This is a genomic window from Buttiauxella warmboldiae, assembly GCF_003818135.1.
Lineage (GTDB): Bacteria > Pseudomonadota > Gammaproteobacteria > Enterobacterales > Enterobacteriaceae > Buttiauxella > Buttiauxella warmboldiae.
This window is the reverse complement of sequence record NZ_RPOH01000004.1, coordinates 46,956-72,750: the sequence shown is the minus strand read 5'-3', so window position 1 is coordinate 72,750 and position 25,795 is coordinate 46,956. Positions and strand designations below refer to the sequence as shown.

Here is a 25,795-nt window from a genome sequence, read left to right as displayed (position 1 = left end):
TGCATAAAAATGGTGGGTAACTCTAAGGCGCGGGATTTTACGGAGTGTGGGAGTTGCTTGCAATGACATGAGCCATAAAATGCCCAGAGAGAGAAAAAAAGGGCGGCGATGCCACCCTTTTTAGCAGGCAAAACTGTGTAATGCTGCGCTTATTTGTACAGGTCAGCGCTAATAGTCATGTTCCCGCCACGCTCATCCCATTGGCGGGTGATGTGGTAGTATTTAGCCCCTTTCTTCGCTGCACGTTTAGCAACCTGGTAAGAAATTTCAGTACCGCTGCTGTAGTGACCGGTAAATTTCACGCTATCAAATGGGACCATCTGTGCGGCAGTCACTTTGTTCAGCTCCTGAATTTTTGTACCGTCCGGCAGCGTTACGGTGTAACGACCGCCTTGAGTGGTCTGCGTTTCGAAGAAACGGCCCACATCAGTAGTTGGGGTACTGCTGGTCGCAACGCCTGGGATCTCAACGGTGGCCGCTGCTGCGCCACCTGCAGCCAGTGCGGCTTTGCCCGCTTCTGAATCTGCAGGGATGGCATCCGCGCTTTGCAGAACACGTTTTTTGGCGTCTTTTTTATAGATAAAAGCGGTAACACGCTGGTTGCCGCCGCCGTTGGCATCAATCTGGCGCACGATATAGAACGAATCTGCGCTTTTCTCTTTGGCGGCGCGGGTAATCGCATCATTGACTTCAGGCTGGCTGCGATAAAAACCCTGAATCGTCACGGTATCAAATGGCTCAAGCGCATAGGCCTGGTCTTTCGGTAACTCCATCACACCGTTGATCACGCGATTGGAGTTTTTTTCCGCTTTCGGGGCGTCTGCGTGATAGAGATCGGCAACGACACGCCAGTTACCGCTGCTGCCAGTATCGTTGGTGTCCTGGACATAGAAAGAGGTGGCACCAATTTTATCGGCGCGTTTGGAAACGGCATTCACCGCGTCGCCAATGGAGTTAAAACGGCCAGTGATGGTAATGCGATCAAAAGGTTTCACAGCAGCAGCTTGATCGGGAGTCAGTTCCGTGGCCGCCTGAGCGGACAGCGTGGTAAGGGAAATCAATGCTGACGCCAGAAGGGTGTTCTTGAGCTTCATAAAAATAATCCTTCGCCTTGCGCAAAATGAATACAAATACCGCATTCTATGAGGGTTACCTGTCAGCCGCCGATTATTGCATTGAAATAGGGGCTAATCTACAACTGATTGATTTGGCTTGCATTATCAAGTTAAGTTATTGATAAAATGGCATAATAGAGACATGGCACCCGATTATGCATTACCAGGCTTACTCTTTAAAAGGCCGACCTGATTCGTATCTAATGATAAGCCCTTCAAATCAGAAAAGAGGAATTAAACTAATTCGAAAGTGTATAATTACATATGGTTACTACTTGACGTTATTGTTAAATATTAAGATATTAGTCGTCAGAAAATCTTCTGAGATTTTCGATTCTGATTCATGCAACATTTTTTACCGCATCCCGTGATGCGGTTTTTTTTTGATTTTGTACATGAAGCGCAGCACCGGGAGAGCGTTCGCCACGGGCATAGCTGCGGCAACGAACCTAAGTGATAAAAGGTGTCTGGAAATATAGGAAGCCAACTTGTGCGCTATGGCTACAAGAATTTAAATGGATGCTACTGGTGCTGTTTCTGGAACCACTCTCCAGGAAATAGTCAGCGCCGTACCGGATCTGAGTGAAGGTCCGCACATCCCCAGAACATAACGCTCAATACGCCCCAGGATTATGACAAAAGGGGCAGAGCAGGGCCCAGAGATCGTTAATGGTTATCTGTAACCTAATACGCGGTGAAAATAAATAATTATTTCAATGCATTAATTTGATTAGCAAGAGTTATCATATTGAAATACCCACCTGTCTGCGCCATTTTTTAGCCTGCGCGCATTGCATACCGATCTTTTTGCTAACGGAAATTTACAGCTGACTAAAAGAGCCTTTTGACCGATAAAAGCGGTAAAGCTTACAACTTAATCAGTTAATGTAATGTTAAATAAGCATTTTGCCGCGGTGCGCTATGGCGAGTTGACGCGTTGATAAAGCGTATTATCAGGTATCGTAAGGTAAAACTAGTTGAAAAGAGCTGTCTTAGCCCCTCAATGCTAAGTTTTCACCATAATGATACAAATACTAAGATCCTGATCTGGATCACAGGCGTTATTTTCAGTAGGTTATAAATAGCTTGTGGCGGATATATTTTCATTGCTCTGGTAACGGAATGATCCTGGCCAGTCAATGTCTGACAAACCATCAACATAAAAACAGATGGAAGGGAATATTATGCGTATTGGGATACCAAAAGAGCGGTGGGCGGGTGAGTCCCGCGTGGCGGCCACGCCAAAAACAGTGGAGCAATTGCTGAAGCTCGGTTTTACCGTCACCGTCGAAAGCGGCGCGGGCAAACTGGCGAGCTTTGATGACGAAGCTTTTCTGCAGGCTGGCGCAACCATTTCAGACACCGCTGAGGTCTGGCAGTCTGACATCGTGCTGAAAGTGAATGCACCGCAGGAGAACGAAATTGAGCTGCTGCGTGCAGGCTCCACGCTGGTGAGCTTTATCTGGCCTGCTCAGAATCCGGAATTACTGGAAAAGCTGGCAGCTAAAAATGTCACCGTCATGGCGATGGATTCAGTGCCGCGTATTTCTCGTGCGCAGTCGCTTGATGCCCTGAGCTCAATGGCAAACATTGCCGGCTATCGCGCCATTGTGGAAGCCGCCCATGAATTTGGCCGTTTCTTTACCGGGCAAATTACCGCTGCGGGCAAAGTGCCACCGGCAAAAGTGATGGTTATCGGCGCCGGCGTTGCCGGTCTTGCGGCGATTGGCGCGGCAAATAGCCTTGGCGCAATCGTGCGTGCGTTCGATACCCGTCCGGAAGTAAAAGAACAAGTGCAGAGTATGGGCGCTGAGTTCCTGGAGCTGGACTTTAAAGAAGAAGCGGGCAGCGGCGACGGTTACGCCAAAGTGATGTCCGAAGCCTTTATTAAAGCTGAAATGGAACTGTTTGCCGCTCAGGCCAAAGAGGTCGATATCATCGTCACTACGGCGCTGATCCCAGGCAAACCGGCTCCCAAACTCATCACCCGCGAAATGGTTGACTCAATGCAGGCGGGCAGCGTGATTGTCGATCTTGCGGCACAAAACGGCGGTAACTGCGAATACACCGTGGCTGATCAGGTCACCGTCACGCCAAACGGCGTGAAAGTTATCGGTTACACCGATTTGCCGGGCCGTCTGCCAACGCAGTCCTCCCAGCTTTACGGCACCAACCTGGTTAACCTGCTCAAACTGCTGTGCAAAGAGAAAGATGGCAATACCGTGGTTGATTTTGACGATGTGGTTATCCGTGGCGTAACCGTCATTCGCGATGGTGAAATCACCTGGCCTGCGCCGCCAATTCAGGTTTCCGCCCAGCCTCAGGCTGCGGCAAAACCTGCGGCGGCGCCGGTAGAAGAGAAAAAACCAGCTTCCCCATGGCGCAAATATGCGTTGATGGCGTTGGCGATCGTTCTGTTCGGCTGGCTTGCTGACGTGGCGCCAAAAGAGTTCCTCGGCCACTTTACCGTGTTCGCGCTGGCGTGCGTTGTGGGTTACTACGTGGTGTGGAATGTTTCTCACGCGCTGCATACTCCGCTGATGTCGGTGACTAACGCCATTTCAGGGATTATCGTGGTGGGCGCATTACTGCAAATTGGTCATGGCGGCTGGGTTAGCTTCCTGAGCTTTATTGCGGTGCTGATTGCCAGCATCAATATTTTTGGTGGTTTCACCGTCACTCAGCGCATGCTGAAAATGTTCCGGAAGAACTAAGGGGTAACACATGTCTGGTGGATTAGTTACAGCAGCATACATTGTTGCCGCTATTCTGTTTATTTTCAGCCTGGCGGGGCTGTCAAAACACGAAACATCGAAGCAGGGCAACTTGTTCGGTATGGCAGGTATGGGGATCGCACTGGTTGCGACCATCTTCGGGCCGGAAACCGGCAACGTGGTCTGGATCATCGTGGCCATGGTTATCGGTGGTGCCATCGGCATCCATCTGGCGAAGAAAGTTGAAATGACCGAAATGCCGGAGCTGGTGGCTATTCTGCACAGCTTCGTAGGTCTGGCTGCGGTTCTGGTTGGCTTTAACAGCTATCTGGATCACGCACCGGGTCTGGAACCGGTGATGGAAAACATCCATTTAACGGAAGTGTTCCTCGGTATCTTTATTGGTGCGGTGACCTTTACCGGTTCCATCGTGGCGTTTGGCAAACTGCGCGGCAAGATCTCCTCTAAACCGCTGATGTTGCCGCATCGTCACAAGCTGAACCTGGCGGCGCTGGTTGTCTCCTTCGCCATGTTGTTAGTCTTCGTGCGTACCGAAAGCGTTGGCCTGCAGGTTCTGGCGCTGCTGGTGATGACCATTATTGCGCTGGTTGTTGGCTGGCACCTGGTGGCGTCAATTGGTGGCGCAGATATGCCGGTGGTGGTTTCGATGCTGAACTCGTACTCCGGTTGGGCGGCGGCGGCGGCGGGCTTTATGCTCAGCAACGATCTGCTGATCGTCACTGGTGCGCTGGTAGGTTCTTCCGGTGCGATCCTGTCTTACATCATGTGTAAGGCGATGAACCGTTCCTTTATCAGCGTCATCGCAGGGGGCTTCGGCACCGACGGATCTTCTACCGGTGATGATGCAGAAGTGGGCGAGCACCGTGAAATCACCGCGGAAGATACCGCTGAGATGCTGAAAAACTCAACCTCGGTCATCATCACCCCTGGATATGGTATGGCGGTGGCACAGGCGCAATATCCGGTAGCGGAAATTACCGAAAAGCTGCGCGCGCGCGGCATCAAAGTTCGCTTTGGTATCCACCCGGTTGCCGGACGTCTGCCAGGCCATATGAACGTTCTGCTGGCAGAAGCCCGCGTACCTTACGATGTGGTACTGGAAATGGATGAAATCAACGATGATTTCACCGATACCGACACCGTTCTGGTGATCGGCGCCAACGACACCGTAAACCCGGCGGCACTCGAAGATCCACGCAGCCCAATCGCCGGTATGCCGGTGCTGGAAGTGTGGAAAGCGCAGAACGTCATCGTCTTCAAACGTTCAATGAACACCGGTTACGCCGGCGTGCAGAACCCTCTGTTCTTTAAAGAGAACACGCAAATGCTGTTTGGCGATGCCAAAGCCAGCGTGGAAGCGATTCTTAAAGCGCTGTAGTTTTTTCTGTAGCGCGAGATGCCTCTCAAAACCGCCTTTCGGGGCGGTTTTGTTTATCAGAAAAAGCGCCCATAAAAAAATCCGTCACGGTGGACGGATTTTTTATGGTATCAGAGCGGCTAATCGTCTTCGTCGTCGTCCAACTCGACCGGCGTCTGGTAATCATCAGGTTTGATAACCAGTAAATCGCAGCGCAGATGATCGATAACCTGTTCGGCGGTATTGCCGAGGAACGCGGCGGAAAGCCCGGTGCGGCCTATGGTGCCGAGCACCACGATCCCGGCCTGTAAATGTTCAGCCAGATCGGGAATCACCTCTTCGGGCAATCCTTTCTCGACGTGAGTCATTTTTTCATCGATGCCAAACTTCTGGCGCAATGCCTTCATCGCCACTAAATGCTGGCCGCGAATCGCATCGTTATACACGCTCGGATCAAAATCTGGCAGTTCGATGGCGATATTAATCGGCGTAACCGGATAGGCACCGACAAGGTGGACTTCGGTGTGGTTAACGTCTTCGGCTAAGCGGATCGTCTCTTTAACCAGCTTTTCATTGAGCGCGTTATGGTATTGTTCTTCACTTGCCAGGTTTACGGCAACCAGGGCTCGGCCGCCTTCAGGCCACGGTTTTTCGTTAACCATCCACACCGGACACGGACATTTACGCAGCAGGTGCCAGTCGGTTGGGGTGAATATCACCGCTTCCAGTTTGTCATGTTGATGGGTCATTTTGAGCACTAAATCGTGCCCGCCACCGATCACTTCCTGAATAATTGCCTCGAACGGGCGGTTATGCCAAACCACTTTTATTTCAATCGGCACCCCTGAGTCGATGTAGTACTGGGCTTGTTCTTTAATCCAGGCCGCGCGCTGGCTAATCACGCCTTTGCGCATAGCGGTGCGTTCGTCAGGTGACAGAAGGGTGGTCATTTCGTAGGAAAAATCGTAGATAGGCAGAAAGGCTTTGATCCTGCCACCAATCCGTTGATGCAAATAAACCGCGCGTCGCAGGGCGGGCTGATCGTCCTGATTAGGATCGATTGCGACTAGCATGTTTTGATATTTTGCCATACAGGTCTCCTTACAACTGCTTAACCACAGTCTGTTAAGTAAGATTAACCTATATGTGAGGAATGAAACAGGTGATAAGACCTTGCCGGATCAATAAATCGGGAAAATTTAGCGATCCGACAAAGGTGGCGCGTCATCAGGCAACGTTACGCGATTGGCCTGCGAGCTGTGCAAGAATATCGACATTTTCGATAGTAATGTACTTTCCTTTTACCGCCAGCATGCCGCTTTTCTGGAAACGGCCAAGCAGACGGCTGATGGTTTCTACCGTCAGGCCCAGGTAGTTGCCGATATCGCCACGCGTCATGGTCAGACGGAACTCGCGCGGGGAGAAACCGCGCTGGGCAAAGCGACGGGAGAGGTTGTAAATAAACGCGGCCAGGCGCTCTTCCGCATTCTTTTTGGAAAGCAGCAGAATCATATCCTGGTCGCCCTTAATTTCGCCGCTCATCAAACGCATCATCTGCTGACGCAGATTGGGCATTTTACCGGAGAGATCGTCAAGGGTTTCGAATGGAATTTCGCAGACCATTGAGGTTTCCAGCGCCTGGGCAAAACTTGGGTGCATCCCGGTGCCAATGGCGTCAAAGCCCACCAGATCGCCTGCCAGATGGAAGCCGGTAATCTGCTCGTCACCCTGTTCAGTAATGGTGTAGCTCTTGATGGTCCCTGAACGGATAGCGTACAGCGACTTCAGTTCATCACCAGCCTTAAACAGGGTTTGCCCCTTCTGAATAGGCTTCTTCCGCTCGATGATATTATCAAGCTGATCAAGCTCATGTTCATTAAGCGTGAAGGGGATGCATAATTGGCTGATGCTGCAATCCTGGCAATGGATAGCACAACCGCCAGACTGAATGCGTCGAATAATTCGCTTTTCAGGGATCATAGATATGCTCGGGCCGTTATTGATATTGGTCAATTTTAACATCTTTTTCTTGAGCACGTAAGTATGATGAAAGCGCATTCAGAATATAACAGGCAATAAGCCAGGGGTTATAGAGCTATCCTATTGAAATTAATGGGGCTGTATCTTTATGGACATTATTTCCGCGCAAATAAAGAACGATGCTCTGTGCCCGCTGCGCTACAGCAATAAATATCCTTCATGACGTAGCAACCACTCTTTGCGGCTCACGCCACCGGCATAGCCCGTCATGGTGCCGTTACGGCCAATCACTCGATGGCACGGCACCACAATACTTACCGGGTTTGAACCATTCGCTGCTCCCACCGCACGCGCGGCCCCCGATCTGCCAAGCTGTTCCGCTAGCTGTCCGTAATGCATCACCTGGCCACATGGAATGGTGCGCAGGGTTTGCCAGACTTCGCGCTGGAATGCGGTTCCCGCCGTGGCGGTGGGCAGTGTTTCAATCACCGCCAGATCACCGTCAAAATAATCGTGTAGCTTGTCACTTAACCCGTCAGGATTTTCGCAAGCCACGCGCTGATAGCCGCTGACGCCATAATGAAGACCAAGCAACTGCTCCATTCTGTCGCTATGTTCTTCCCACTCCACCGCGCGCAAGCTGTACTGCTCGTCGCAAATCACCCATAACGGGCCTAGTGGCGTAATAATTTTGTCTTCCAGCAGTGTCAGCATTTCTCGCTCCGGTTAATTGAGACTCGGGTAAACTCCCGGCCCTATAGGCAGGCCAACAAGATACCACGCCACCAGTAGCAGCAACCAGACACCCAAAAAGATGAGGGGGTAAGGTAATACTAAAGAGTAATATGTCCCCAATTTGGCATCAGGTTTATAGCGCTGTAGGAAGCCTAAAAACAGAGGAATAAAAGGTGAAACCGGGGCCAGTGGAATAACCGAGGAATCCGCCACGCGGAATAAGATTTGTGCGAAGGCCGGGTGGAAACCCAGCAGCATAAACATTGGTACAAAGATGGGCGCCAGAATCGACCAGATGGCCGAGCCGCTGGCAATAAACATACACAGGAACGACGAAAGTAATGCCAGACCCAGGAACGCGGGGATGCCGTTCAGCCCGGAAGCTTCCAGCATATCGGTAAGCCCGACGGCCATAAACTTGCCCATATTGCTCCAGTTGAACATCGCCACAAATTGCGCCAACGGGAACACCATCACGATAAAACCGGCCATTTCCTTCATCGGTTCAATCATCAGTTGTGGCAAATCGGCCTGCCTGCGTATTTTCTTTGTGGCGATGCCATAGGCCAAGGAGATGACGAAGAAGAACAGAATAATCAGCGGTACAATTCCGCTAATGAATGGCGACGGAATAATCGTGCCTTTTACCGGGTCACGCAGTAAGCCGTTTTCTGGCACCAGCAGCAAAGCGATAACCGCAATAAACAGCAGCGACACAATGCCGGTAACACGCAAACCAAAGCGCTGAACATCATCAAGCTGTTGCAGCTTTTCTTTGTTCTCGCCTTGCCAGGTACCCAGTCGCGGCTCGACGATTTTATCGGTAATCAGCCCGCCAACAATCGACAGCACAATCACAGAAGTCGCCATAAAGTACCAGTTATCAATCACGCTAACGTGCATCAGCGGGTCGATGGTATGTGCCGCTTCGGTACTGATCCCCGAAAGCAACACATCGGTTGTCACAATCAGTAAATTCGCCGTAAAACCGCAGCCAACACCGGCAATCGCTGCCAGTAAACCTGCTATCGGATGGCGACCCAGGGCCAGGAAGATCAACGCGCCCATCGGCGGCATGATGACCAACGCTGCGTCAGACGAAATATGGCTAAAGAAAGCGATAAACAGCACCATATAGCTGGCATAGCGCGCACTCACATGTGAGGCCATCTTCACCATCAAACTCGGTAACAGCCCAACACGCTCGGCCAGACCTGCACCTAAAACCAGGGCCAGAATGGCCCCTAATGGTGCGAATCCGCTGAAGTTTTTAATTACGTTAGGCAAAAACCAGTGTACTCCTTCTGCGCTCAGCAGATTTTTGACCTGCACCAGGCTGCCGTCCGCAGGGTTACGAACGCTGACGTTAAACGCAGAAAACACGGCGGTGCTCACGGACAAAACAACAATCAAATACACGAACAGCAAAAAAGGATGGGGCACTTTGTTACCAATTTTTTCTACCAGTCCGTACAGCTTGCCAGAGCCGGAAGGGGTCGGTAAGGATGAAAGACTCATAGACAGGCCTCTATCTGTTGTGATGTTGCGTTTTTATTCGATCATCTTAAAAGTGACGGCGTCACGTTCTTGGGGATCGGACACTGATACGGGCGCTCGGCAAGTTGTGCGTGCAACTCACTTTGGCAGGCTTTCAGAGTTTCAGGGTTGATGAATAATTGCAGTGCGGTAGCCGCCATCACTTTGCCTGCATATAACATTCCTTTATGGGCGATGGATGTACGTCCCTGGCTCACCAACTGCCAGGTGTGCAGTGGGGTGCCAACGGTAAAGCATGGACTAAAGCATTGGGCGACCGGCACCTTCCAACTGACATCTCCAACATCTGTTGAACCAGGAAGGATGTTGTCATTAGCGGCATAAGGCGCGATTTCGTTTATCAACAGCGTAGCTCGGTGGCGACGTGCAAACGCTTTGCCTTCATCATTGGCGGTGTTAGCGATATTATTTAAGCTGTTTTGCAGATCGCTTTCGCTCAGCGTGGCACGTATTTTTTTCGCGAAGGTTAGTTCTTCTTCGTTCCATTGTGGCAGCTCCAGCGCTTCCATAGCTTCATACATGACGTTTTCTAGCTGGCGGTTTGGCAGATAACTGGAACAGGCTTTCTCAAAGCGCGTGTTTACCGTGGTTTCGGTCATCAATGCCGCGCCTTCGGCGACTTTATTAATACGTTCATAAATATGCTGCGCCTGCGCCATTTCCGGCGCGCGAATCAAATAGAGTACTTCAGCCTGAGCCTGCACCACATTGGGTGAAATACCGCCTCCATTGGTGATGGCATAATGCACGCGGGCTTTCTCAATAATATGTTCGTTGAGAAAATTGGTGCCGGTGGTCATTAGCGTCACCGCATCTAATGCGCTGCGTCCCAGATGAGGTGAATTTGCGGCATGGGCCGCAACGCCGTGGAAACGATACGCCACCTGAATATTGGCCAGCGAGCGGGTGCTGAACATGCCAGCATAGGCTTCCGGGTGCCAAGTTACGGCGGCATCCACATCGTCAAACAGCCCCTCGCGCACCATAAATGTTTTTCCTGAACCGCCTTCTTCACCCGGGCAACCGTAGAAGCGCACAGTGCCTTGCACTGCGTGTTGCTCAAGCCAGTTCTTCACCGCGACGGCACCGGCAAAAGCCGCTGTTCCAAGTAAATTATGGCCGCAACCGTGACCGTTCGCGTTTTTAACCAGCGGCTCAGGCGAAGCTTCACCTGAGCACTGGTTCAACCCGGCAAGGGCATCGTATTCTCCCAACAGGGCGATGACCGGATGACCTGAACCAAAACTTGCCACAAAAGCGGTTTCGATATTGCCAGCATTGCGTTCGACGCTAAATCCTTCCGCTTCCAACGCGCAGGCCAGACGTTCAGCTGACCAGTGCTCTTCAAAACGCGTTTCTGGGTGATCCCAAATATCATCAGCTATAGCGGTAAATTCGCCGCGTTTGGCTTCGATTTCATCATCCACAAACTGGTAGATTGTCGTCATCACACACCTCGTTGCCATGGAAAATTAACAACAAGGCGCGCCATGGTGCTAACGGCAATTTCCATCACCTTTTCATCAAAATCAAACTTCTCGTTATGGTGTCCGGCGCTTAATTCAGTGCCGAAAACCATATAAGAAGCCTTGCCGCCTTGTTCCTGTACCCGTGCCATCATTAACGTGGCATCTTCTGAACCGGCTGCACCTTTGACGGTATCCACAACGTGGGTGACGCCACTCACAGTACTTGCCTGCTGGTGAATAAAGGCGACCCATTCAGGCGACGGCACGCTATTGGTTGCCGCCCCCATCAGCTTCACTTCCGCTTCAATGCCATACATCGTCGCCGTGCCGCGAATAATTTCCTGCGCCCGGTCAAACACGTAGTCGTTGATTTCGCTAGTTTCGCCGCGAGTCTCTACTTTTAATAACGCCTGTGCAGGTACGACATTACGCCCGCTGCCCGCCTGCAAAACGCCGACGTTAATGCGGGATGCTCCATGGCTGTGAGGAGCAATACTATGTAAAGCCAGCGCAGTTTGGGCCGCGGCGAGCAGGGCGTTACGGCCTTCTTCCGGCTTGCCACCGGCGTGTGCCGCGATGCCGGTAAACTGCACGTCAAATTTGGTGGTCGCCATAAAGTTATCGTTGCCGCATACCACGGCACCGATTGGAATGCCGGTGCCGATATGTATTGCGGTGAAATAGTCGATATTATCCAGCGCACCCGCTGCCACCATAGCGCGCGCGCCGCGAGTTCCTTCTTCCGCTGGCTGGAAAATAAGTTTGATAGTACCGTTTAACTGGTCGGTAAATTGTTGCAGAACGCAAGCAAGGCCAAGCCCAATAGCCGTATGCCCATCGTGCCCGCAGGCGTGCATCATTCCGGCATTGCAGGAAGCAAAGCCTTCAGCAAACGGTCGGTGCGTGTGTTGCTGCATTTCGCCTAAATCCAGCGCGTCCATATCCACGCGAAACGCGATAGTCGGGCCGGGACGACCGGTTTCCAGCGTGGCGACAATACCGGTAAACCCACCGGAAAAATGGCTGAGCCACTGCGGCAGTGCACCTTGATCCAGCGCACGTTGCTCCTCACATGCCAGAACTTCCGGTGATGGCAACCCCATACGCGCCGCGTCATCCACCACCTCGCGTCCTAACGCCAGCTGATAACCTAATTGATGCAGCGTGTCGGCAACGAGGGTGGCGGTGCGAAACTCCAGCCAGCCGGACTCGGCAAAATGGTGAAAATCACGTCGCCAGTGCTGCATGCGTGGAGCCAGTTCGTGTACTGCCAGTTCAAGTTGCAACATAACCCTTCCTCTGTGATCAAGTTCACGCTGTGATAGTTTTTACTTATCACTGTGCGGTATTTGGTAGTTTTCGCCATCTTCGGATTACCCTGGCACAAGAGATTGAATTACAGTAGATGCCAAAATCTTTCGGCTGATAGCTATTGGTTATCAGGAGGTAATATGGCCTTCCAGGTTAAGCTCCATCAAATCCGTGCATTTGTTGCTGTCACGCAAAATGGCAGCATTCGCGGAGCCAGTCGGGCATTGAATCTTTCGCAGCCCGCGCTCACAAAATCGATTAAAGAGCTAGAAGAAGGGATGGCGGCACGCCTGTTTTTCCGGCGCAGCCAGGGCGTGGCGCTAACCGAATGCGGCGAGAGTTTTTATCAACATGCGCGGCTGATTCTGGAAGAGTTAAGGTCCGCCCAGGAGGATATTCTGCAACGTCAGGGGCAGCTGGCGGGGCAGATTAATATTGGTCTCGGTGCCAGCGTATCCCGGACTTTAATGCCGCCGGTTATCACCTCCTTTCATCAAAAACACCCGCAGGTAAAAGTGCGGATTATGGAGGGGCAACTGGTGTCGATGATTAACGCTTTGCGTCAGGGCGAGCTGAATTTCACCATCAATACCTATTATCAGGGGCCGTACGATCGGGAGTTCAGTTTTGAACGGCTGTTTGAAAAACCGTTCGCTATATTTGCCCGTGAGGGCCATCCGGCAAGCAATGCCAAATCGTTAAAAGAGCTGCTGCATTACAGCTGGACGTTGCCCACCCCGCGCGGCAGCTATTACAAACAACTGGAAGAGCTATTCAATAAACGTTCAGAAATTCCGAACATCAGCGTGTTCTGCGAAACCTTTTCGGCCTGTATTAGCCTGGTGGCGCAAAGTGATTTTCTGAGTATTTTGCCCGCGGAACTAGGGCTAGACCCGCTACTTGCGCATCGTCTGCAGCAAATTAATATCGCCGAAACGCTGCCGTATGCCACCTATTATCTGATCCAGCGTCGGGATGTGACGCAGGCACCGCTGACCACCGCGTTAATCAACCAGTTTCGTCGCGCGAGCCGTTAACCCTGCATTGAGACCCGCCACTTCGGCAGCTATAGTGACGTCAGAATGAAGCCTGGAGGAGCTGCCCATGAACCTTGACGAAAAATCGCTGTTTCTTGACGCCATGGAGGATGTCAAACCGCTGAAAAACTGCAACAGCAGCCGGTGGCTAAAACCAGCGCAGCAGAAGGTGGTGCAAAAGCCCGATATCGCGCAGCTCGACAATTTTCTGACCGCTGATTTTCTGGAAATTATTCCGCTCGCCACGCCGCTGGAATTTAAGCGGGAAGGGCTGCAAACCGGAGTGCTGGATAAACTGCGGCTGGGTAAATACCAGCAGCAAGCGAACCTGAATCTGATTCGCCAGCCTGTTGAACAGTGCCGCCAGATGCTGTTTGTCTTTATTCAGGAAGCCAAAAAAGCGGGGCTGCGTAATGTGCTGATCGTTCATGGTAAAGGGCGCGAAGATAAGTCTCACGCGAATATCGTGCGCAGTTATCTGGCACGCTGGCTGATGGAATTTGAAGAGGTGCAGGCGTTTTGCTGTGCGATGCCGCATCATGGCGGTAGCGGAGCGTGTTACGTGGCGCTCAAAAAATCACCGCAGGAGAAAGTCGAAAACCGGGAGCGCCACGCCAAACACAGCCGTTAATCTGTTTTCAATAACAACGACAGCTCTTCAGCCGCTTCCCGCAGCTTTGGCAGCACGCGGCTAAGCAGCTCTTGTGCAGAAACTTGCCCGGCATGAACGCCAACGTTCAGCGCGGCAACCACTGCGCCCTCCGGGTTTACCAGCGGAACGGCTATCGAACGTAGCCCCATTTCCAGCTCCTGATCGTTAAGCGCGTAGCCTTGCTGGCGCACGCGTTTTAACTCCTCGCGCAGCTTGCTTACCGAATCCACCGTCTGCGGGGTGTAGCGAATCATAGTGATGCGTCCGAGAAAATCGTTGAGCTGCTCCTCCGGCAGATAACTCAACAACACTCGCCCCATAGAGGTTGACCACGCGGGCAGACGGCTGCCGATATCTAAGTCAATCGTCATAATGCGCGAGCTGGAAGCGCGCGCAATATAGAGAATATCGTCGCCGTCGAGCATGGCAATTGAGCAGGATTCATTGAGCATTTCGCTCAGATGTTTCAGCACCGGCTGAGTGGATTTCGCCAGCGGCGTAGAGGCCAGGTAAGCGTGGCCCAGCGATAAAATCCGCGGCCGCAGCTGGTAGTTCTTGCCATCATCGGCATAGACAAAACCGAGCTTGCTTAACGTGTATAAACAACGGCGCACCGCCGCGCGGGGGATCCCCGTTTTCTGGCTGATTTGCGAAATAGACAGCAGTCTGCGCTGGGGAGTAAACGCCTGAATCACCTCCAGCCCACGCGCAAGGGAGGCCATAAAATTGGGGTCGCCTTTAAACGGATCGACTTCACCCGCAGCCGGCTCATCGCCTTGAATATTCATACCGTTCTCCTGAATTTTTCGCCGTTGATCACACTCTGAAGACAAAGATATACGATGTTCGATAATCGCACCATATTTCGATTATCGCCCTTGACCAGCTTCGTTAAGCGGGTCACATTTTGTTCAAGAAATGCAATCTTGTGCGAATAGCGCACCCCAGGGAGAACCGTGATGATCGACAAAAGCGTGGCGACGCTGGAAGCAGCAGTCGCCGGAATTTTCGACGGCGCCACCATCATGATTGGTGGCTTTGGCACCGCCGGGCAGCCCACCTATCTTATCGATGCCCTGATAGCGCAGGGAGCATGTGACCTGACGATTATTAATAACAACGCGGGTAATGGCGAAGTGGGCTTGGCGGCACTGTTAAAAGCCGGACGCGTACGCAAAATGATCTGCTCTTTCCCGCGCCAGGCGGACTCGCAAATTTTTGATGATTTATACCGTCGTGGCAAAGTTGAGCTGGAACTGGTGCCGCAGGGCAATCTGGCGGCCCGTATTCAGGCGGCAGGTTCTGGTTTAGGCGCGGTATTTACCCCAACCGGCTTTGGTACTCCGCTGGCAGAGGGCAAAGAGACGCGTGAAATCGATGGCCGCCACTACGTGCTGGAATACCCGTTAAAAGCAGATTTTGCCTTAATCAAAGCCGATAAAGGCGATCGCTGGGGCAACCTGGTGTACCGCAAAGCGGCGCGCAACTTCGGGCCAATTATGGCGACCGCGGCCACCGTAACCATTGCCGAAGTTAGCCGCATGGTGGCGCTCGGCGAACTCGACCCGGAAAATATCGTCACACCGGGTATTTTCGTGCAGCGCCTGGTCGCAGTTGAAGCTTCACTGGCACAGAGCGCATAAGGAGTTTTAGGTGAAAAAATTAACCCGTGATGAAATGGCGCAGCGCGTTGCCCGCGATATTCCTGAAGGCGCTTACGTTAATCTGGGGATTGGCTTGCCGACGCGCATCGCCAACTATTTACCCGCAGATAAAGAGATCTTTCTGCACAGCGAAAACGGCTTGTTAGGCATGGGGCCGAAACCGGCTGATGGGGAGGAAGACCCGGAACTGATTAACGCCGGAAAAGAGTTTGTCACCTTGCTGACCGGCGGCTGTTTCTTCCACCACGGCGACTCGTTCGCCATGATGCGCGGCGGCCATCTCGATATCTGCGTGCTGGGCGCATACCAGGTTTCAGCCAGCGGCGACCTGGCAAACTGGAGCACCGGCGCGCCGGACTCAATCCCGGCGGTCGGCGGGGCGATGGATTTAGCTATTGGCGCACGCCAGGTGTTTGTGATGATGGACCACCTGACGCGTGACGGCGAATGCAAGCTGGTAGAGCGCTGTTCTTATCCGCTCACCGGCATTGGCTGCGTCAGCCGTATCTATACCGACCTTGCGGTGATTGATATCACCGAAAAAGGGCCCGTGGTGCGCGAAATCTTCAACGGTCTCTCTTTTGAAGAGTTGCAGCGTATTACCCCGGTCACACTTGGCTACCAACAACTGGCAGAAAGCGCGTAAGGAACTATGATGAATCAAGCATTTATCTGTGATGGAGTGCGTACTCCGTTCGGCCGTTTCGCTGGCGCGCTCTCTTCGGTTCGTAGCGACGACTTAGCCGCACTGCCGCTGAAAGCCTTAATTGCGCGTCATCCCGGTCTGGACTGGTCTGCGGTTGATGATGTGATTTACGGCTGTGCAAACCAGGCGGGGGAAGATAACCGTAACGTGGCGCGCATGGCGCTGTTACTGGCAGGATTACCTGAAACCGTACCGGGCAGTACCATCAACCGTTTGTGTGGCTCAAGCCTTGATGCGCTGGGCGTGGCGGCGCGGGCGATTAAAAGCGGGGAAACGAACCTGATGATTGCCGGTGGCGTGGAAAGTATGTCGCGCGCCCCCTTTGTGATGGGCAAAGCGGAAAGCGCCTTTGAGCGCCGTATGAAAATGGAAGACACCACCATTGGCTGGCGGTTTATCAACCCGCTGATGAAAGCGCAATATGGTGTGGATGCAATGCCGGAAACCGCCGAAAACGTGGCGACGGACTTCAACATCAACCGCGCAGATCAAGATGCTTTCGCGTTGCGCAGCCAGCTACGCACCGCCCGCGCGCAGGAGATGGGGATTTTTAACGACGAGCTAATTCCGGTTGCAGTTGCTCAGCGCAAAGGCGAAGCCTTGTTGTTTAACCGCGATGAACACCCGCGTTCCACCTCGATTGAAGCGCTGGCAAAACTCAAAGGCGTGGTGCGCGCTGATGGCAGCGTTACTGCCGGAAATGCGTCAGGTGTGAATGACGGAGCCTGTGCGTTATTGCTGGCAAGCGAGCAGGCGCTGCATACCCATGGTTTACAGCCGCTGGCGCGGGTTGTCGGCGTAGCCACCGCGGGCGTTGCGCCACGGATAATGGGTTTTGGCCCGGCACCGGCGGTGCGCAAAGTGCTGGCGCAAACCGGGCTGACGCTGGCACAGATGGATGTCATTGAATTAAACGAAGCCTTTGCCGCCCAGGCGCTGGCCGTGATGCGTGACCTCGGTCTGCCGGACGATAGCGAACAGGTGAACCCGAACGGCGGCGCGATTGCGCTGGGGCATCCGCTTGGCGCATCGGGCGGGCGTCTGGCGATGACTGCTGCGTATCAGCTCAGGCGCAGCGGCGGGCGTTATGCGCTCTGTACCATGTGTATTGGTGTCGGTCAGGGGATCGCACTGATTATCGAACGCGTTTAAGGAGCAGGCATGACGCTGTTTACCCCCATGTTACGTCCCTCGCCGTTGACAGCAATTTTCAGCGATGAGAAGACGTTACAAGGAATGCTGGATTTTGAAGCGGCACTGGCGCAGGCCTGTGCCCAATGCGGGGTGATACCTGAATCGGCGGTTGAGCTGATTGCCTCACAGTGCCAGGCTCATAAACTCGATGCGCAGGCGCTTTCACAGGCCGCTGCGGGAGCCGGAAACCTGGCGATCCCGCTGGTGAAGCAGCTCACCGCCAGGGTTAAACTTCAGGATGAACAGGCGGCGCGTTATGTTCACTGGGGCGCAACCAGCCAGGATGCGATCGATACGGGGCTGATATTGCAGCTCAGAGCGGCCTTCTCAGCTTCAGAAGAACTTATCGAAAAACTGATTAGCGCCTTAACCGGGCAAGTCCAACGCCATCAGCATAGCGTGATGCCGGGGCGTACCTGGATGCAGCATGCGCTGCCGATCACCTTCGGCCTGAAACTGGCAGGCACCCTTGATGCACTCCTGCGCTGGCAGCAACGGCTGTATGAAATAAAACCGCGCGTGCTGGTGCTGCAATTTGGTGGTGCGGCGGGGACGCTCGCCTCGCTAAAAGATCAGGGCATTCCTGTGGCGCGGGCGCTGGCTAAGCAGCTACAGCTTCATCAGGCTGATACGCCATGGCATAGCCAGCGAGACCGCCTGCTGGAGGCTGCCGGCTGGTTTGCCGGTGTTAGCTGTACGCTGGGGAAATTTGCCGGTGATTTTTCGCTGCTGATGCAAACCGAAGTCAGCGAAGTCGGCGAGCCGATTGCCGAAGGGCGAGGTGGTTCATCAACCATGCCGCACAAACGTAATCCGGTAAGCTGTGCGGCAGTGTTAACCGCGACCACAGGTATTCCGGGGCTGATGGCAACGCTGTACGCCAGCCAGAATCAACAGCATGAAAGGGCGCTTGGCGGCTGGCAGGCCGAGTGGGAAACGCTCCCGCAGCTTATTACGCTGGCAGGCGGGGTGATGCAAACCTCGTGGGAGTTGCTCAACGGAATGCAGGTAAACACCGCCAGAATGCGCGCCAATCTCGATATCACTCACGGCCTGATTATGGCCGAGTCGGTTACGCTTGCTCTTGCGCAGTTTATTGGCAAACAGGAGGCGCACCGCTTAGTGGAACAGCTTTGCCACCGTGCGCTGGATAAAAACCAGCCGCTTGCGGCGTTGCTCGCAGAAACTCCACAAGTCACCCGTTATCTTTGTTTAAAAGAAATCGAAACTTTGCTCGATCCGCAGCACGCCACCGGCAGTAACGATGTGTTTATCAACCAGGTTCTGGCGCGGGCAGCACAACAAACCGGGAGGGTAAAATGAATATTTATTATCAACTGGAAGGGCGCAGCGGTGCGCCGGTCGTGGTGTTGTCGAACTCACTCGGCACCACGCTTGAAATGTGGCAGCCGCAAATGGCAGCCCTGCTTGAGAATTTCCGGGTGCTGCGTTACGACACCCACGGCCACGGGCGTACCGTCAAAAACGACAAAACTACGCTGCCGCAATTAGCGGAAGACGTTATCAGCGTGATGGATGACGCGGGCGTGAAACAGGCACACTTTTGCGGGATTTCTATGGGCGGCTTGACTGGCCTGTGGCTGGCCCGTTTTGCCCCGGAACGCTTTCTTTCGGTTACCGTTGCCAATAGCGCGGCAAAAGTCGGCGAGCAAAGCGGCTGGCTGGAGCGAGCCCGCAGCGTGCGTAGCGAAGGGATGTCGGCGATAGCTAAAAGTGCGCCATCGCGCTGGTTTACCGACGATTTCGTTAAGCACCATCATGCGCAAGTCGATTCCATTTGCCACACTCTGGCGGGGATCAACGCTGAGGGCTACGCCTCCTGCTGTGAGGCGTTAGCGGCGGCAGATCTGCGGGCTGAAATTGGCGCAATCACCTTGCCGATACAGTTTATCGCCGGCGTTCACGATCCGGTTTGCCGCGTTGCTGACAGCGAATTTATGCATCAGCAGATCCACGGTTCACACCTGGTGACGCTCGAAGCTTCGCATCTTTCCAATATTGAAGACGCCCACGGTTTTAACGTGGCGCTGCTTAACTTTATTCAACAGGACGATTGAGATGACGGATGAAGAGCATTATCAGCAGGGCATGGAAGTACGGCGGGCGGTGCTTGGCGACAAACATGTTGACCGCACGCTATCGCAACTCACGCCGTTAAACGAAGAATTTCAGAACTTTATTACGCGTTACGCCTGGGGCGATATCTGGACGCGCCCGGGACTTGAGCGCCATACCCGCAGTATGATCACCCTCGCTATGTTGATTGCGCTAAACCGCGAAGCCGAGTTGAACATGCACCTGCGCGCCGCGTTTAACAACGGCGTGACGCGTGATGAAATCAAAGAGTTAATTATGCATTCGGCGCTGTACTGCGGTTTACCCGCCGCTAACGCTACCATGCATCTGGCACAGCAGGTATTTGATGAGATGGACGGGCCGCAATAATCAGCCCGGCATAGATTTACGAATCGACGATAACAAAATTTGCGCCGCTGGAGACAGCGGCGTATCCACCCGCGTTAACACGCCAATCGGCTCGCCCGCGCCTTGAGTGGGGACGGGCAGCGAAGTCAGCGTTCCCTGGCGTAAATCCTCTTTGACCGCCCCTGATGGTACAAACCACACGTAGTCATAATCCACGGTTAACTGGCGCGAAAGCGAAGCCGAAAGCGTTTCGACACAGGTCGCGGGCATTTTACAGCCCTGGCTTATCAGCAACGACTCAGCGTTCTGCCGCGGGATAGTCCCCTTTGGCGACACCACTACCGGCCACTCCATCACGCGACTGAGCGTGATATTTTCATGCAGTAACGGGTGTCCCGGGCGCACTACCAGCTTTAACGATTCGAGGAACAACAGTTCATAATTCAGCCCGGTCATCAATTCCGGGTCGGACATGCGGCCAATCCCCAAATCCAGCTCGCCCGATTTCAGGCCAGATAGCAGCATGGTGTTATTCATGGTGGCGACCTGCAGCGTCACGTCACTTTGTTGTTTGTGAAACTGGCCGATGACTTTCGGTAAAATACCGAGCGCTGCCGTGGGCAACGCGCCAACCCGAATGACCGTGGCGTTTTGCCCATCTTTCTGGTTCAGCGATTGCCCGGCATGGTTGAGCGCATCCAGCACTTTCACGGCGTGGGTCAGGAATTGCTCGCCCATCAGCGTCATCTGCGCGCCAAGCCGCCCACGCTCGAATAAACGCGTGCCGGTGAGCTGCTCGAGCTCATTAAGCGTTTTTGACAGGGCAGGCTGGCTCAGATTAAGCGTTTCAGCTGCACGCCCCAGCGTTCCCTGTTGAGCGACAGCCACGAATGTATGAAGGTGGCGCAAGCGAATGCGCTGAGTGAATAAACCGTTTTTTTCCATAACCGGATGTTAAAAAGAGATCCGTAGCGCTGACAAGATAAGTTGTTTGATTTTGATAACTTGCCAGCAAAATTAAATTAACAATTAATTATTTTCAATAACAATAAGTGAGGATTCGACATTTATCAGGTGGGACGTTATCCGGCCGGTGAAAGCCGTTACAGGGTGGAGTAGCGGCAGCGATATCCACCCGCTTTGGCGACTCAACTAGACATCAAAAAACACCGTTTCTCTCTCTCCCTGAAGATAAATATCAAACGTATACACCACCTGATTGCCACGCTGCTCGCGTTTGCCCATCAGCGTGTTACGGCGGACTTCCCACTCAATAAGATTCAGTACCGGATCGGCAGCGTTTGCGGTTTGTTCATCCGAAAAATACATCCGCGTATTCAGGCCGATATTAATCCCGCGCGCGACAATCCACAGGTTCAAATGTGGCGCCATAAGGCGCCCGTCACGGCCGGTTACCGCACCGGGTTTGATGGTATCAAAACGCCAGACGCCGCTGTCAAAATCGGAGCAGGTACGCCCCCAGCCGCGGAAATCTTCATCCAGCTCTTTATCGGTTTGTCGGTCGGCAGGGTGGTTATAACGCCCGGCAGCGTTGGCTTGCCACACCTCCAGCAGCACGTCGCGCACCGGGGTGCCGGAGCCGTCGAACACGCGGCCTTCAACGATAATCCGCTCGCCTTGCGTGTGGGCGTTAGTCAGCACGGGGCTGAAGTTTTTCTCGAAAATATTAAACCCTGCGGCCTGCGGGGCCAGACCGATGTGTACATACGGGCCCGCCGTTTGCGATGCGGTTTCGGCTAAATAATCTTTCATCATGCGGCTCCCTGGGTACGGTTTTCAAACAGCGTGGCGCGCTGCCCGCGCAGCACCAGATCAAAGCGATAAGCCAGGCAATCGAGCGGCACCGCTGCGTGGGTGTCGAGTTCGGCAATCAGAGTGCGGATGGCGTCATCGTTATTAATGGTTTTCACAATCGGGCACTGCTTGATCAGCGGATCGCCTTCGAAATACATCTGGGTGATCAGACGCTGGGCAAATGAATCGCCGGAGAGCGAAAAGTGAATGTGGGAAGGGCGCCAGTCAGAGGCCTGGTTGCGCCACGGATACGGGCCAGGTTTGATGGTGCGGAAAAAGTAATAGCCGTTCTCATCGGTTAATACGCGCCCGCAGCCGCCAAAGTTTGGATCGATAGGGGCCAGATATTTGTCCTTTTTGTGGCGATAGCGCCCGCCAGCATTGGCCTGCCATACTTCAACCAGCGTGTTTTTCATCGGGCGACCAAAGCCGTCGCGCACATAGCCGTGCACGATGATACGCTCGCCGATCGGTAACCCCTCTTTGGCGTAATTCATGATCAAATCGTTATCAAACGGATCGAGATCTCTGGCACCAAAGATCGGCCCGGTGATTTCAGAAAGTGAATTCTGTAATGAAATTAGGGCATTGCGCGGCGAGCGTAACACGCTGGTTTTATAGCCGGGGGCCAATGCGGGAGGGTGGGAGTCATAGTCACGATGGACCACTTCATGAGATTGCCAAATCTGAGACATAGCCAGCTCCAGTTGTCGGGTGGGAAGGGCGACGTATTGTGGTTTTAAAAATCGCCAGGCACAGTTTCGGTTAATGATTTGTTAATTTAAAGTGAATTTAAGCGTGGCTTTGCATATCTTTTGGTTATGTAAAATGCAGGAAGCATTACTTATAGCCTGGGGGTTGTATAGTCGATCACAAAACGAAAATTCTTCGCCCTGAAGCCCGTCCTGCCTTCTACTCTTTGAGCAATATTCACAGGAGTACGACATTATGGCGAATAACATCACGGCTGATGAGCTTCGGGAAAAATTTTCACACGCCATGTCGGCGATGTACCAGCAAGAGGTGCCTCAATACGGCACTTTGTTAGAGTTAGTGGCTGACGTCAATCTGGCGGTGTTAGAAAACAGCCCCGATCTGCAACAGCAGTTAGAAAATGCCGATGAGCTGGCGCGCCTGAATGTGGAACGTCACGGCGCTATTCGGGTGGGCAAAGCGGAAGAGCTGGCGACGCTAAGGCGCGTGTTTGCGATTATGGGGATGTTTCCGGTCGGCTATTACGATCTTTCGCAGGCGGGCGTGCCCGTGCATTCCACGGCGTTTCGTCCGATTGACGATGCGGCACTCGCTCGTAATCCATTCCGCATTTTCACCTCCTTATTGCGTCTTGAGTTGATTGAAGATGTGGAACTGCGCAAAACCGCTGCGGCTATTCTTGCCGAACGCGATATTTTCACTCCACGCTGTCGGGCGCTGCTGGATATTTACGACCAGCAGGGAGCATTCAGCGAACCGCAGGCCGACGAATTTATTCAGCAGGTGCTGGAAACGTTCCGCTGGCACCGCCATGCTACGGTAGATAGCCAAACTTACCAGGCCTTCCACCAGCAGCACCGTCTGATTGCTGACGTGGTCTGTTTCCGTGGCTGCCACATTAACCATCTGACGCCGCGCACCCTGGATATCGACCGCGTACAGGCGCTGATGCCGGAATATGGTATTGCGCCCAAAGCGATTATCGAAGGCCCGCCGCGCCGTACTTTCTCCATTCTGTTACGCCAGACCAGTTTTAAAGCGCTGGAGGAGCCGATTATTTTTGCCGGAGTGCATCATGGCACCCATACTGCCCGCTTCGGTGAAATAGAGCAGCGTGGCGTGGCGTTAACCCCAAAAGGGCGCGCGCTGTATGATGAATTACTCGGTGAGGCGGGAAACGGAGAGGATAACTTTAGCCATCAGCAACATTTGCAGCAGGTGTTCAGCCGCCTGCCGGACAGCGAAACGCTGATGCGCAGCCAGGGGCTGGCCTATTTCCGCTACCGCTTAACGCCTGTGGGAGAGATGCACCGTCAGTCCATCAAGCCGGGTGACGATCCGCAACCGTTGATTGAACGCGGCTGGCTGGTGGCTCAGCCGATCGTGTATGAAGATTTCCTGCCGGTGAGCGCGGCGGGGATTTTCCAGTCGAACCTGGGGAGCGAAGGCGGGGTACGCAGCCACGGCCATGCCAGCCGCGCGGCATTTGAAGAAGCCCTTGGCGCACCGGTGGCCAATGAGTTTGAGCTGTACCAGCAGGCTTCTGACCGCAGTAAAAAGCGCTGTGGATTGTTGTAGCCTTGATAACTCTTCCGGTAAAGGTCGCCATGGCGGCCTTTAAACCAGAATGCTTTCGTCAATGGCTAAAGCTTATGGTGTAGATACATTATTGACACTCGATAAGGAATGAATTAGCGTTGCTACAATCGTATCAACATATGAGGCCTCGAATGTCAAAATCAGTGATTAAAAAATGGGGTAATAGCCCTTCAGTTCGCCTTCCGGCCGCGATTATGCAAGCCGCCTGTCTGAATGTGGATGATACGGTGGATATTACCGTAGAAAATGGTCATATCATTATTGTCCCGGTGAGGGCGAAAGAATATTCGCTAGATGCGCTCTTAGCGGGGATTACCCAGGATAATCAGCACCAGAAAGCAGACTTTGGCGCACCTGTTGGCAAGGAAATACTCTGATGGTTTCTCGCTATGTACCGGACGCAGGCGATGTAATCTGGATCGATTTCGACCCGGTGGCAGGCCATGAACAGGGTGGCCATCGTCCTGCTGTGGTACTCAGCCCGTTTGCCTATAACAACAAAACGGGCCTGCTACTGTGTGTGCCTTGCACAACAAAAGCAAAGGGATATCCATTTGAGGTTGAAATTACCGCGAGTCGGGAAGGTGTGGCTCTGTCAGATCAGGTCACCTGCGTGGACTGGCGAGCAAGGAAAATCGAGCAGAAGAGCAAAGTTAGTGCCGCAGAGTTGGCTGAAATCCGTGCCAAAGCGAAAGCGCTGATTGGCTAAGGGAATACGTTACCCACCAGAATGGGATTGTGCTCCTGTTCACGCAACGCCATCAAACAGCGCTTAAACGCCCCAAGCCCAGCGTGGCTTTCTTCTCCAGCGCGCAGCGCCAGACAATAACATGCCCCCGTCTTCACGCTACCCTCGAACGGCTGCACCAGCCGGCCACGGTGCAAATCTTCCGCCACCAGGGTGGCATCAGCAATCGCAATGCCGAAACCCTGAATCGCAGCGCTGATGGCCAGGTCCATGGTGTCGAAGTGTTGATTTTTCTGCATGACAGGGGGGATGTCGGCATGATGCGTCAGCCACAGCGACCAGTCGGTGCGATCGCGCGTTGGATGCAGAAAGGTGTACTGGCTCAGACTCGCGGTGGTTAACGCTCTGTCTCCCAGCAGCTGCTGGCTGATTACCGGCGTTAGCCGCTCCTCAAACAGCAGCGTAGCGGTGCTGGAAGGTTTGCCAAACACAATCGCCGCATCAAAGGGTTCGTTGTTGAAATTTACGCCGTGCTCAATAGTGGTGGTTAAGGCTACCTGAATATCCGGCGAGGCGCTTTCCAGCTGCACCAGTTTCGGCACCAGCCAGCGCATGGCGCAGGTGGGGGCTTTGAGGCGAATAACGCTCGGTTGATGAGCGGCATCACTCGCGACATTCAGCAAATGTTCAAACGCGAGTTGTAATTCGGGAAGCAGGGCGCTGCCTTGTGGGGTGAGGTGCAGGCCTCTGGCATGGCGGTCAAACAGGGAAAAACCGAGCCACTCTTCAAGGGTTGAGATTTTACGGCTGACGGCGCCTTGCGTCAGGCAGAGTTCTTTAGCCGCGCGCGTCAGATTGAGATGTTTTGCCGTGACCAGAAAAGCATCAACGGTATTAAGAGGGAAGTTGCGCCGCATGAGAGGCTCTCCGCTGAGCTATGATTTTTTTGCATGGCTATTATGACAACAATTCGGTTGTGGTAGCAACCGGTTACGGATTGAATAGTTATGCAAATCGCGCAT

Annotated in this window: 25 protein-coding genes; 13 read left to right on the top strand and 12 right to left on the bottom strand. The window is 53.3% G+C overall.

Translation table 11 applies throughout. The features are described from left to right. Positions 1 to 149: 149 nt before the first annotated feature. Positions 150 to 1,094: a DUF1471 family protein YdgH gene (ydgH, locus tag EHN07_RS01885; protein WP_124022522.1), complete on the bottom strand. Its 945-nt coding sequence runs from the start codon at positions 1,092 to 1,094 to the stop codon at positions 150 to 152. Between the two features lie 1,205 nt (positions 1,095 to 2,299). On the opposite strand from ydgH, the gene pntA reads away from it, so the two are divergent. After that, entirely contained in the window at positions 2,300 to 3,829 is a 1,530-nt protein-coding gene (pntA, locus tag EHN07_RS01880) for a Re/Si-specific NAD(P)(+) transhydrogenase subunit alpha (RefSeq protein WP_124022521.1), read from the top strand. 10 nt (positions 3,830 to 3,839) lie between these two features. Next, positions 3,840 to 5,228, top strand: coding sequence for a Re/Si-specific NAD(P)(+) transhydrogenase subunit beta (gene pntB, locus EHN07_RS01875; RefSeq protein WP_124022520.1), 1,389 nt, complete (start codon positions 3,840 to 3,842; stop codon positions 5,226 to 5,228). A gap of 119 nt (positions 5,229 to 5,347) precedes the next feature. On the opposite strand, the gene uspE is transcribed toward pntB, so the two are convergent. From uspE to EHN07_RS01845, 6 genes are all read right to left on the bottom strand, one after another. Beyond that, positions 5,348 to 6,298 (bottom strand): universal stress protein UspE, encoded by a 951-nt coding sequence (gene uspE, locus EHN07_RS01870; protein ID WP_124022519.1) that lies wholly within the window; start codon positions 6,296 to 6,298, stop codon positions 5,348 to 5,350. A gap of 136 nt (positions 6,299 to 6,434) precedes the next feature. Further along, a complete protein-coding gene (fnr, locus tag EHN07_RS01865) occupies positions 6,435 to 7,187 on the bottom strand; it encodes a fumarate/nitrate reduction transcriptional regulator Fnr (RefSeq protein WP_124022536.1) in 753 nt (250 codons plus the stop codon). 198 nt (positions 7,188 to 7,385) lie between these two features. Next, entirely contained in the window at positions 7,386 to 7,901 is a 516-nt protein-coding gene (gene ogt, locus EHN07_RS01860; RefSeq protein WP_124022518.1) for a methylated-DNA--[protein]-cysteine S-methyltransferase, read from the bottom strand. A 12-nt stretch (positions 7,902 to 7,913) separates the two neighbouring features. Beyond that, on the bottom strand, positions 7,914 to 9,440 hold the full coding sequence (gene abgT, locus EHN07_RS01855; RefSeq protein ID WP_124022517.1) for a p-aminobenzoyl-glutamate transporter: 1,527 nt from the start codon (positions 9,438 to 9,440) through the stop codon (positions 7,914 to 7,916). Between the two features lie 41 nt (positions 9,441 to 9,481). Beyond that, positions 9,482 to 10,927, bottom strand: coding sequence for a M20 family metallopeptidase (locus tag EHN07_RS01850; RefSeq protein WP_124022516.1), 1,446 nt, complete (start codon positions 10,925 to 10,927; stop codon positions 9,482 to 9,484). Beyond that, positions 10,927 to 12,237, bottom strand: a complete 1,311-nt coding sequence (locus tag EHN07_RS01845; protein WP_124022515.1) for a M20 family metallo-hydrolase — start codon at positions 12,235 to 12,237, stop codon at positions 10,927 to 10,929. Before EHN07_RS01845 ends, EHN07_RS01850 begins: the two co-directional genes overlap by 1 nt. Positions 12,238 to 12,399: 162 nt before the next feature. Between EHN07_RS01845 and EHN07_RS01840 the strand changes: the two genes are divergently transcribed. Together EHN07_RS01840 and smrA are read left to right on the top strand one after the other, a co-directional pair. Next, entirely contained in the window at positions 12,400 to 13,296 is an 897-nt protein-coding gene (locus EHN07_RS01840) for a LysR family transcriptional regulator (RefSeq protein ID WP_124022514.1), read from the top strand. 67 nt (positions 13,297 to 13,363) lie between these two features. Further along, positions 13,364 to 13,927, top strand: a complete 564-nt coding sequence (gene smrA / locus EHN07_RS01835; protein WP_124022513.1) for a DNA endonuclease SmrA — start codon at positions 13,364 to 13,366, stop codon at positions 13,925 to 13,927. Here the strand turns inward: smrA and EHN07_RS01830 are convergent. Continuing rightward, on the bottom strand, positions 13,924 to 14,736 hold the full coding sequence (locus EHN07_RS01830) for an IclR family transcriptional regulator domain-containing protein (protein ID WP_124022512.1): 813 nt from the start codon (positions 14,734 to 14,736) through the stop codon (positions 13,924 to 13,926). The two genes, smrA and EHN07_RS01830, sit on opposite strands and share 4 nt — an antisense overlap. 171 nt (positions 14,737 to 14,907) lie before the next feature. On the opposite strand from EHN07_RS01830, the gene EHN07_RS01825 reads away from it, so the two are divergent. Genes EHN07_RS01825 through pcaC form a run of 6 tightly spaced genes read left to right on the top strand, consistent with a single transcriptional unit; the run spans position 14,908 to position 19,978 of the window. Next, a complete protein-coding gene (locus EHN07_RS01825) occupies positions 14,908 to 15,591 on the top strand; it encodes a 3-oxoacid CoA-transferase subunit A (RefSeq protein ID WP_124022511.1) in 684 nt (227 codons plus the stop codon). Between the two features lie 10 nt (positions 15,592 to 15,601). Next, positions 15,602 to 16,258 (top strand): 3-oxoacid CoA-transferase subunit B, encoded by a 657-nt coding sequence (locus EHN07_RS01820; protein WP_124022510.1) that lies wholly within the window; start codon positions 15,602 to 15,604, stop codon positions 16,256 to 16,258. Between the two features lie 9 nt (positions 16,259 to 16,267). Beyond that, positions 16,268 to 17,470, top strand: coding sequence for a 3-oxoadipyl-CoA thiolase (gene pcaF, locus EHN07_RS01815; protein WP_124022535.1), 1,203 nt, complete (start codon positions 16,268 to 16,270; stop codon positions 17,468 to 17,470). A 9-nt stretch (positions 17,471 to 17,479) separates the two neighbouring features. Next, the gene (locus tag EHN07_RS01810) at positions 17,480 to 18,835 is read left to right on the top strand and encodes a 3-carboxy-cis,cis-muconate cycloisomerase (protein ID WP_124022509.1); all 1,356 of its coding nucleotides are present in this window, start codon (positions 17,480 to 17,482) and stop codon (positions 18,833 to 18,835) included. Then, complete coding sequence (gene pcaD, locus EHN07_RS01805; RefSeq protein WP_124022508.1) at positions 18,832 to 19,590, top strand: 3-oxoadipate enol-lactonase; 759 nt, start codon at positions 18,832 to 18,834, stop codon at positions 19,588 to 19,590. Before EHN07_RS01810 ends, pcaD begins: the two co-directional genes overlap by 4 nt. Position 19,591: 1 nt before the next feature. After that, positions 19,592 to 19,978 carry a 4-carboxymuconolactone decarboxylase gene (gene pcaC / locus EHN07_RS01800; protein WP_124022507.1) on the top strand — a complete coding sequence of 129 codons (387 nt, stop codon included), beginning with the start codon at positions 19,592 to 19,594 and terminating at the stop codon, positions 19,976 to 19,978. Here the strand turns inward: pcaC and pcaQ are convergent, their stop codons facing one another. The 3 genes from pcaQ to pcaH all read right to left on the bottom strand — a co-directional run bounded on the left by pcaQ (position 19,979) and on the right by pcaH (position 22,467). Then, a complete protein-coding gene (pcaQ, locus tag EHN07_RS01795; RefSeq protein WP_124022506.1) occupies positions 19,979 to 20,902 on the bottom strand; it encodes a pca operon transcription factor PcaQ in 924 nt (307 codons plus the stop codon). Between the two features lie 207 nt (positions 20,903 to 21,109). After that, on the bottom strand, positions 21,110 to 21,730 hold the full coding sequence (gene pcaG, locus EHN07_RS01790; protein WP_124022534.1) for a protocatechuate 3,4-dioxygenase subunit alpha: 621 nt from the start codon (positions 21,728 to 21,730) through the stop codon (positions 21,110 to 21,112). After that, positions 21,730 to 22,467, bottom strand: a complete 738-nt coding sequence (gene pcaH, locus EHN07_RS01785; RefSeq protein WP_124022505.1) for a protocatechuate 3,4-dioxygenase subunit beta — start codon at positions 22,465 to 22,467, stop codon at positions 21,730 to 21,732. Before pcaH ends, pcaG begins: the two co-directional genes overlap by 1 nt. A 253-nt stretch (positions 22,468 to 22,720) precedes the next feature. Here pcaH and hglS point away from each other — a divergent pair, with 253 nt between their 5' ends. The 3 genes from hglS to mazF all read left to right on the top strand — a co-directional run bounded on the left by hglS (position 22,721) and on the right by mazF (position 24,794). Further along, positions 22,721 to 24,064: a 2-oxoadipate dioxygenase/decarboxylase HglS gene (gene hglS, locus EHN07_RS01780; RefSeq protein ID WP_124022504.1), complete on the top strand. Its 1,344-nt coding sequence runs from the start codon at positions 22,721 to 22,723 to the stop codon at positions 24,062 to 24,064. Between the two features lie 152 nt (positions 24,065 to 24,216). After that, positions 24,217 to 24,462: an AbrB/MazE/SpoVT family DNA-binding domain-containing protein gene (locus EHN07_RS01775; RefSeq protein WP_124022503.1), complete on the top strand. Its 246-nt coding sequence runs from the start codon at positions 24,217 to 24,219 to the stop codon at positions 24,460 to 24,462. Then, complete coding sequence (mazF, locus tag EHN07_RS01770; protein WP_124022502.1) at positions 24,462 to 24,794, top strand: endoribonuclease MazF; 333 nt, start codon at positions 24,462 to 24,464, stop codon at positions 24,792 to 24,794. The genes EHN07_RS01775 and mazF overlap by 1 nt, the downstream gene beginning before the upstream one ends. Here mazF and EHN07_RS01765 read toward each other — a convergent pair. Next, positions 24,791 to 25,690 (bottom strand): LysR substrate-binding domain-containing protein, encoded by a 900-nt coding sequence (locus EHN07_RS01765; RefSeq protein ID WP_124022501.1) that lies wholly within the window; start codon positions 25,688 to 25,690, stop codon positions 24,791 to 24,793. The two genes, mazF and EHN07_RS01765, sit on opposite strands and share 4 nt — an antisense overlap. Positions 25,691 to 25,795: the final 105 nt, after the last annotated feature.

Bases quoted from the DNA above. Each gene is read 5' to 3' on its own strand.
- ydgH (WP_124022522.1), bottom strand. From the start codon at position 1,094: ATGAAGCTCAAGAACACCCTTCTGGCGTCAGCATTGATTTCCCTTACC.
- pntA (WP_124022521.1), top strand. From the start codon at position 2,300: ATGCGTATTGGGATACCAAAAGAGCGGTGGGCGGGTGAGTCCCGCGTG.
- pntB (WP_124022520.1), top strand. From the start codon at position 3,840: ATGTCTGGTGGATTAGTTACAGCAGCATACATTGTTGCCGCTATTCTG.
- uspE (WP_124022519.1), bottom strand. From the start codon at position 6,298: ATGGCAAAATATCAAAACATGCTAGTCGCAATCGATCCTAATCAGGAC.
- fnr (WP_124022536.1), bottom strand. From the start codon at position 7,187: ATGATCCCTGAAAAGCGAATTATTCGACGCATTCAGTCTGGCGGTTGT.
- ogt (WP_124022518.1), bottom strand. From the start codon at position 7,901: ATGCTGACACTGCTGGAAGACAAAATTATTACGCCACTAGGCCCGTTA.
- abgT (WP_124022517.1), bottom strand. From the start codon at position 9,440: ATGAGTCTTTCATCCTTACCGACCCCTTCCGGCTCTGGCAAGCTGTAC.
- EHN07_RS01850 (WP_124022516.1), bottom strand. From the start codon at position 10,927: ATGACGACAATCTACCAGTTTGTGGATGATGAAATCGAAGCCAAACGC.
- EHN07_RS01845 (WP_124022515.1), bottom strand. From the start codon at position 12,237: ATGTTGCAACTTGAACTGGCAGTACACGAACTGGCTCCACGCATGCAG.
- EHN07_RS01840 (WP_124022514.1), top strand. From the start codon at position 12,400: ATGGCCTTCCAGGTTAAGCTCCATCAAATCCGTGCATTTGTTGCTGTC.
- smrA (WP_124022513.1), top strand. From the start codon at position 13,364: ATGAACCTTGACGAAAAATCGCTGTTTCTTGACGCCATGGAGGATGTC.
- EHN07_RS01830 (WP_124022512.1), bottom strand. From the start codon at position 14,736: ATGAATATTCAAGGCGATGAGCCGGCTGCGGGTGAAGTCGATCCGTTT.
- EHN07_RS01825 (WP_124022511.1), top strand. From the start codon at position 14,908: ATGATCGACAAAAGCGTGGCGACGCTGGAAGCAGCAGTCGCCGGAATT.
- pcaF (WP_124022535.1), top strand. From the start codon at position 16,268: ATGAATCAAGCATTTATCTGTGATGGAGTGCGTACTCCGTTCGGCCGT.
- EHN07_RS01810 (WP_124022509.1), top strand. From the start codon at position 17,480: ATGACGCTGTTTACCCCCATGTTACGTCCCTCGCCGTTGACAGCAATT.
- pcaD (WP_124022508.1), top strand. From the start codon at position 18,832: ATGAATATTTATTATCAACTGGAAGGGCGCAGCGGTGCGCCGGTCGTG.
- pcaC (WP_124022507.1), top strand. From the start codon at position 19,592: ATGACGGATGAAGAGCATTATCAGCAGGGCATGGAAGTACGGCGGGCG.
- pcaQ (WP_124022506.1), bottom strand. From the start codon at position 20,902: ATGGAAAAAAACGGTTTATTCACTCAGCGCATTCGCTTGCGCCACCTT.
- pcaG (WP_124022534.1), bottom strand. From the start codon at position 21,730: ATGAAAGATTATTTAGCCGAAACCGCATCGCAAACGGCGGGCCCGTAT.
- pcaH (WP_124022505.1), bottom strand. From the start codon at position 22,467: ATGTCTCAGATTTGGCAATCTCATGAAGTGGTCCATCGTGACTATGAC.
- hglS (WP_124022504.1), top strand. From the start codon at position 22,721: ATGGCGAATAACATCACGGCTGATGAGCTTCGGGAAAAATTTTCACAC.
- EHN07_RS01775 (WP_124022503.1), top strand. From the start codon at position 24,217: ATGTCAAAATCAGTGATTAAAAAATGGGGTAATAGCCCTTCAGTTCGC.
- mazF (WP_124022502.1), top strand. From the start codon at position 24,462: ATGGTTTCTCGCTATGTACCGGACGCAGGCGATGTAATCTGGATCGAT.
- EHN07_RS01765 (WP_124022501.1), bottom strand. From the start codon at position 25,690: ATGCGGCGCAACTTCCCTCTTAATACCGTTGATGCTTTTCTGGTCACG.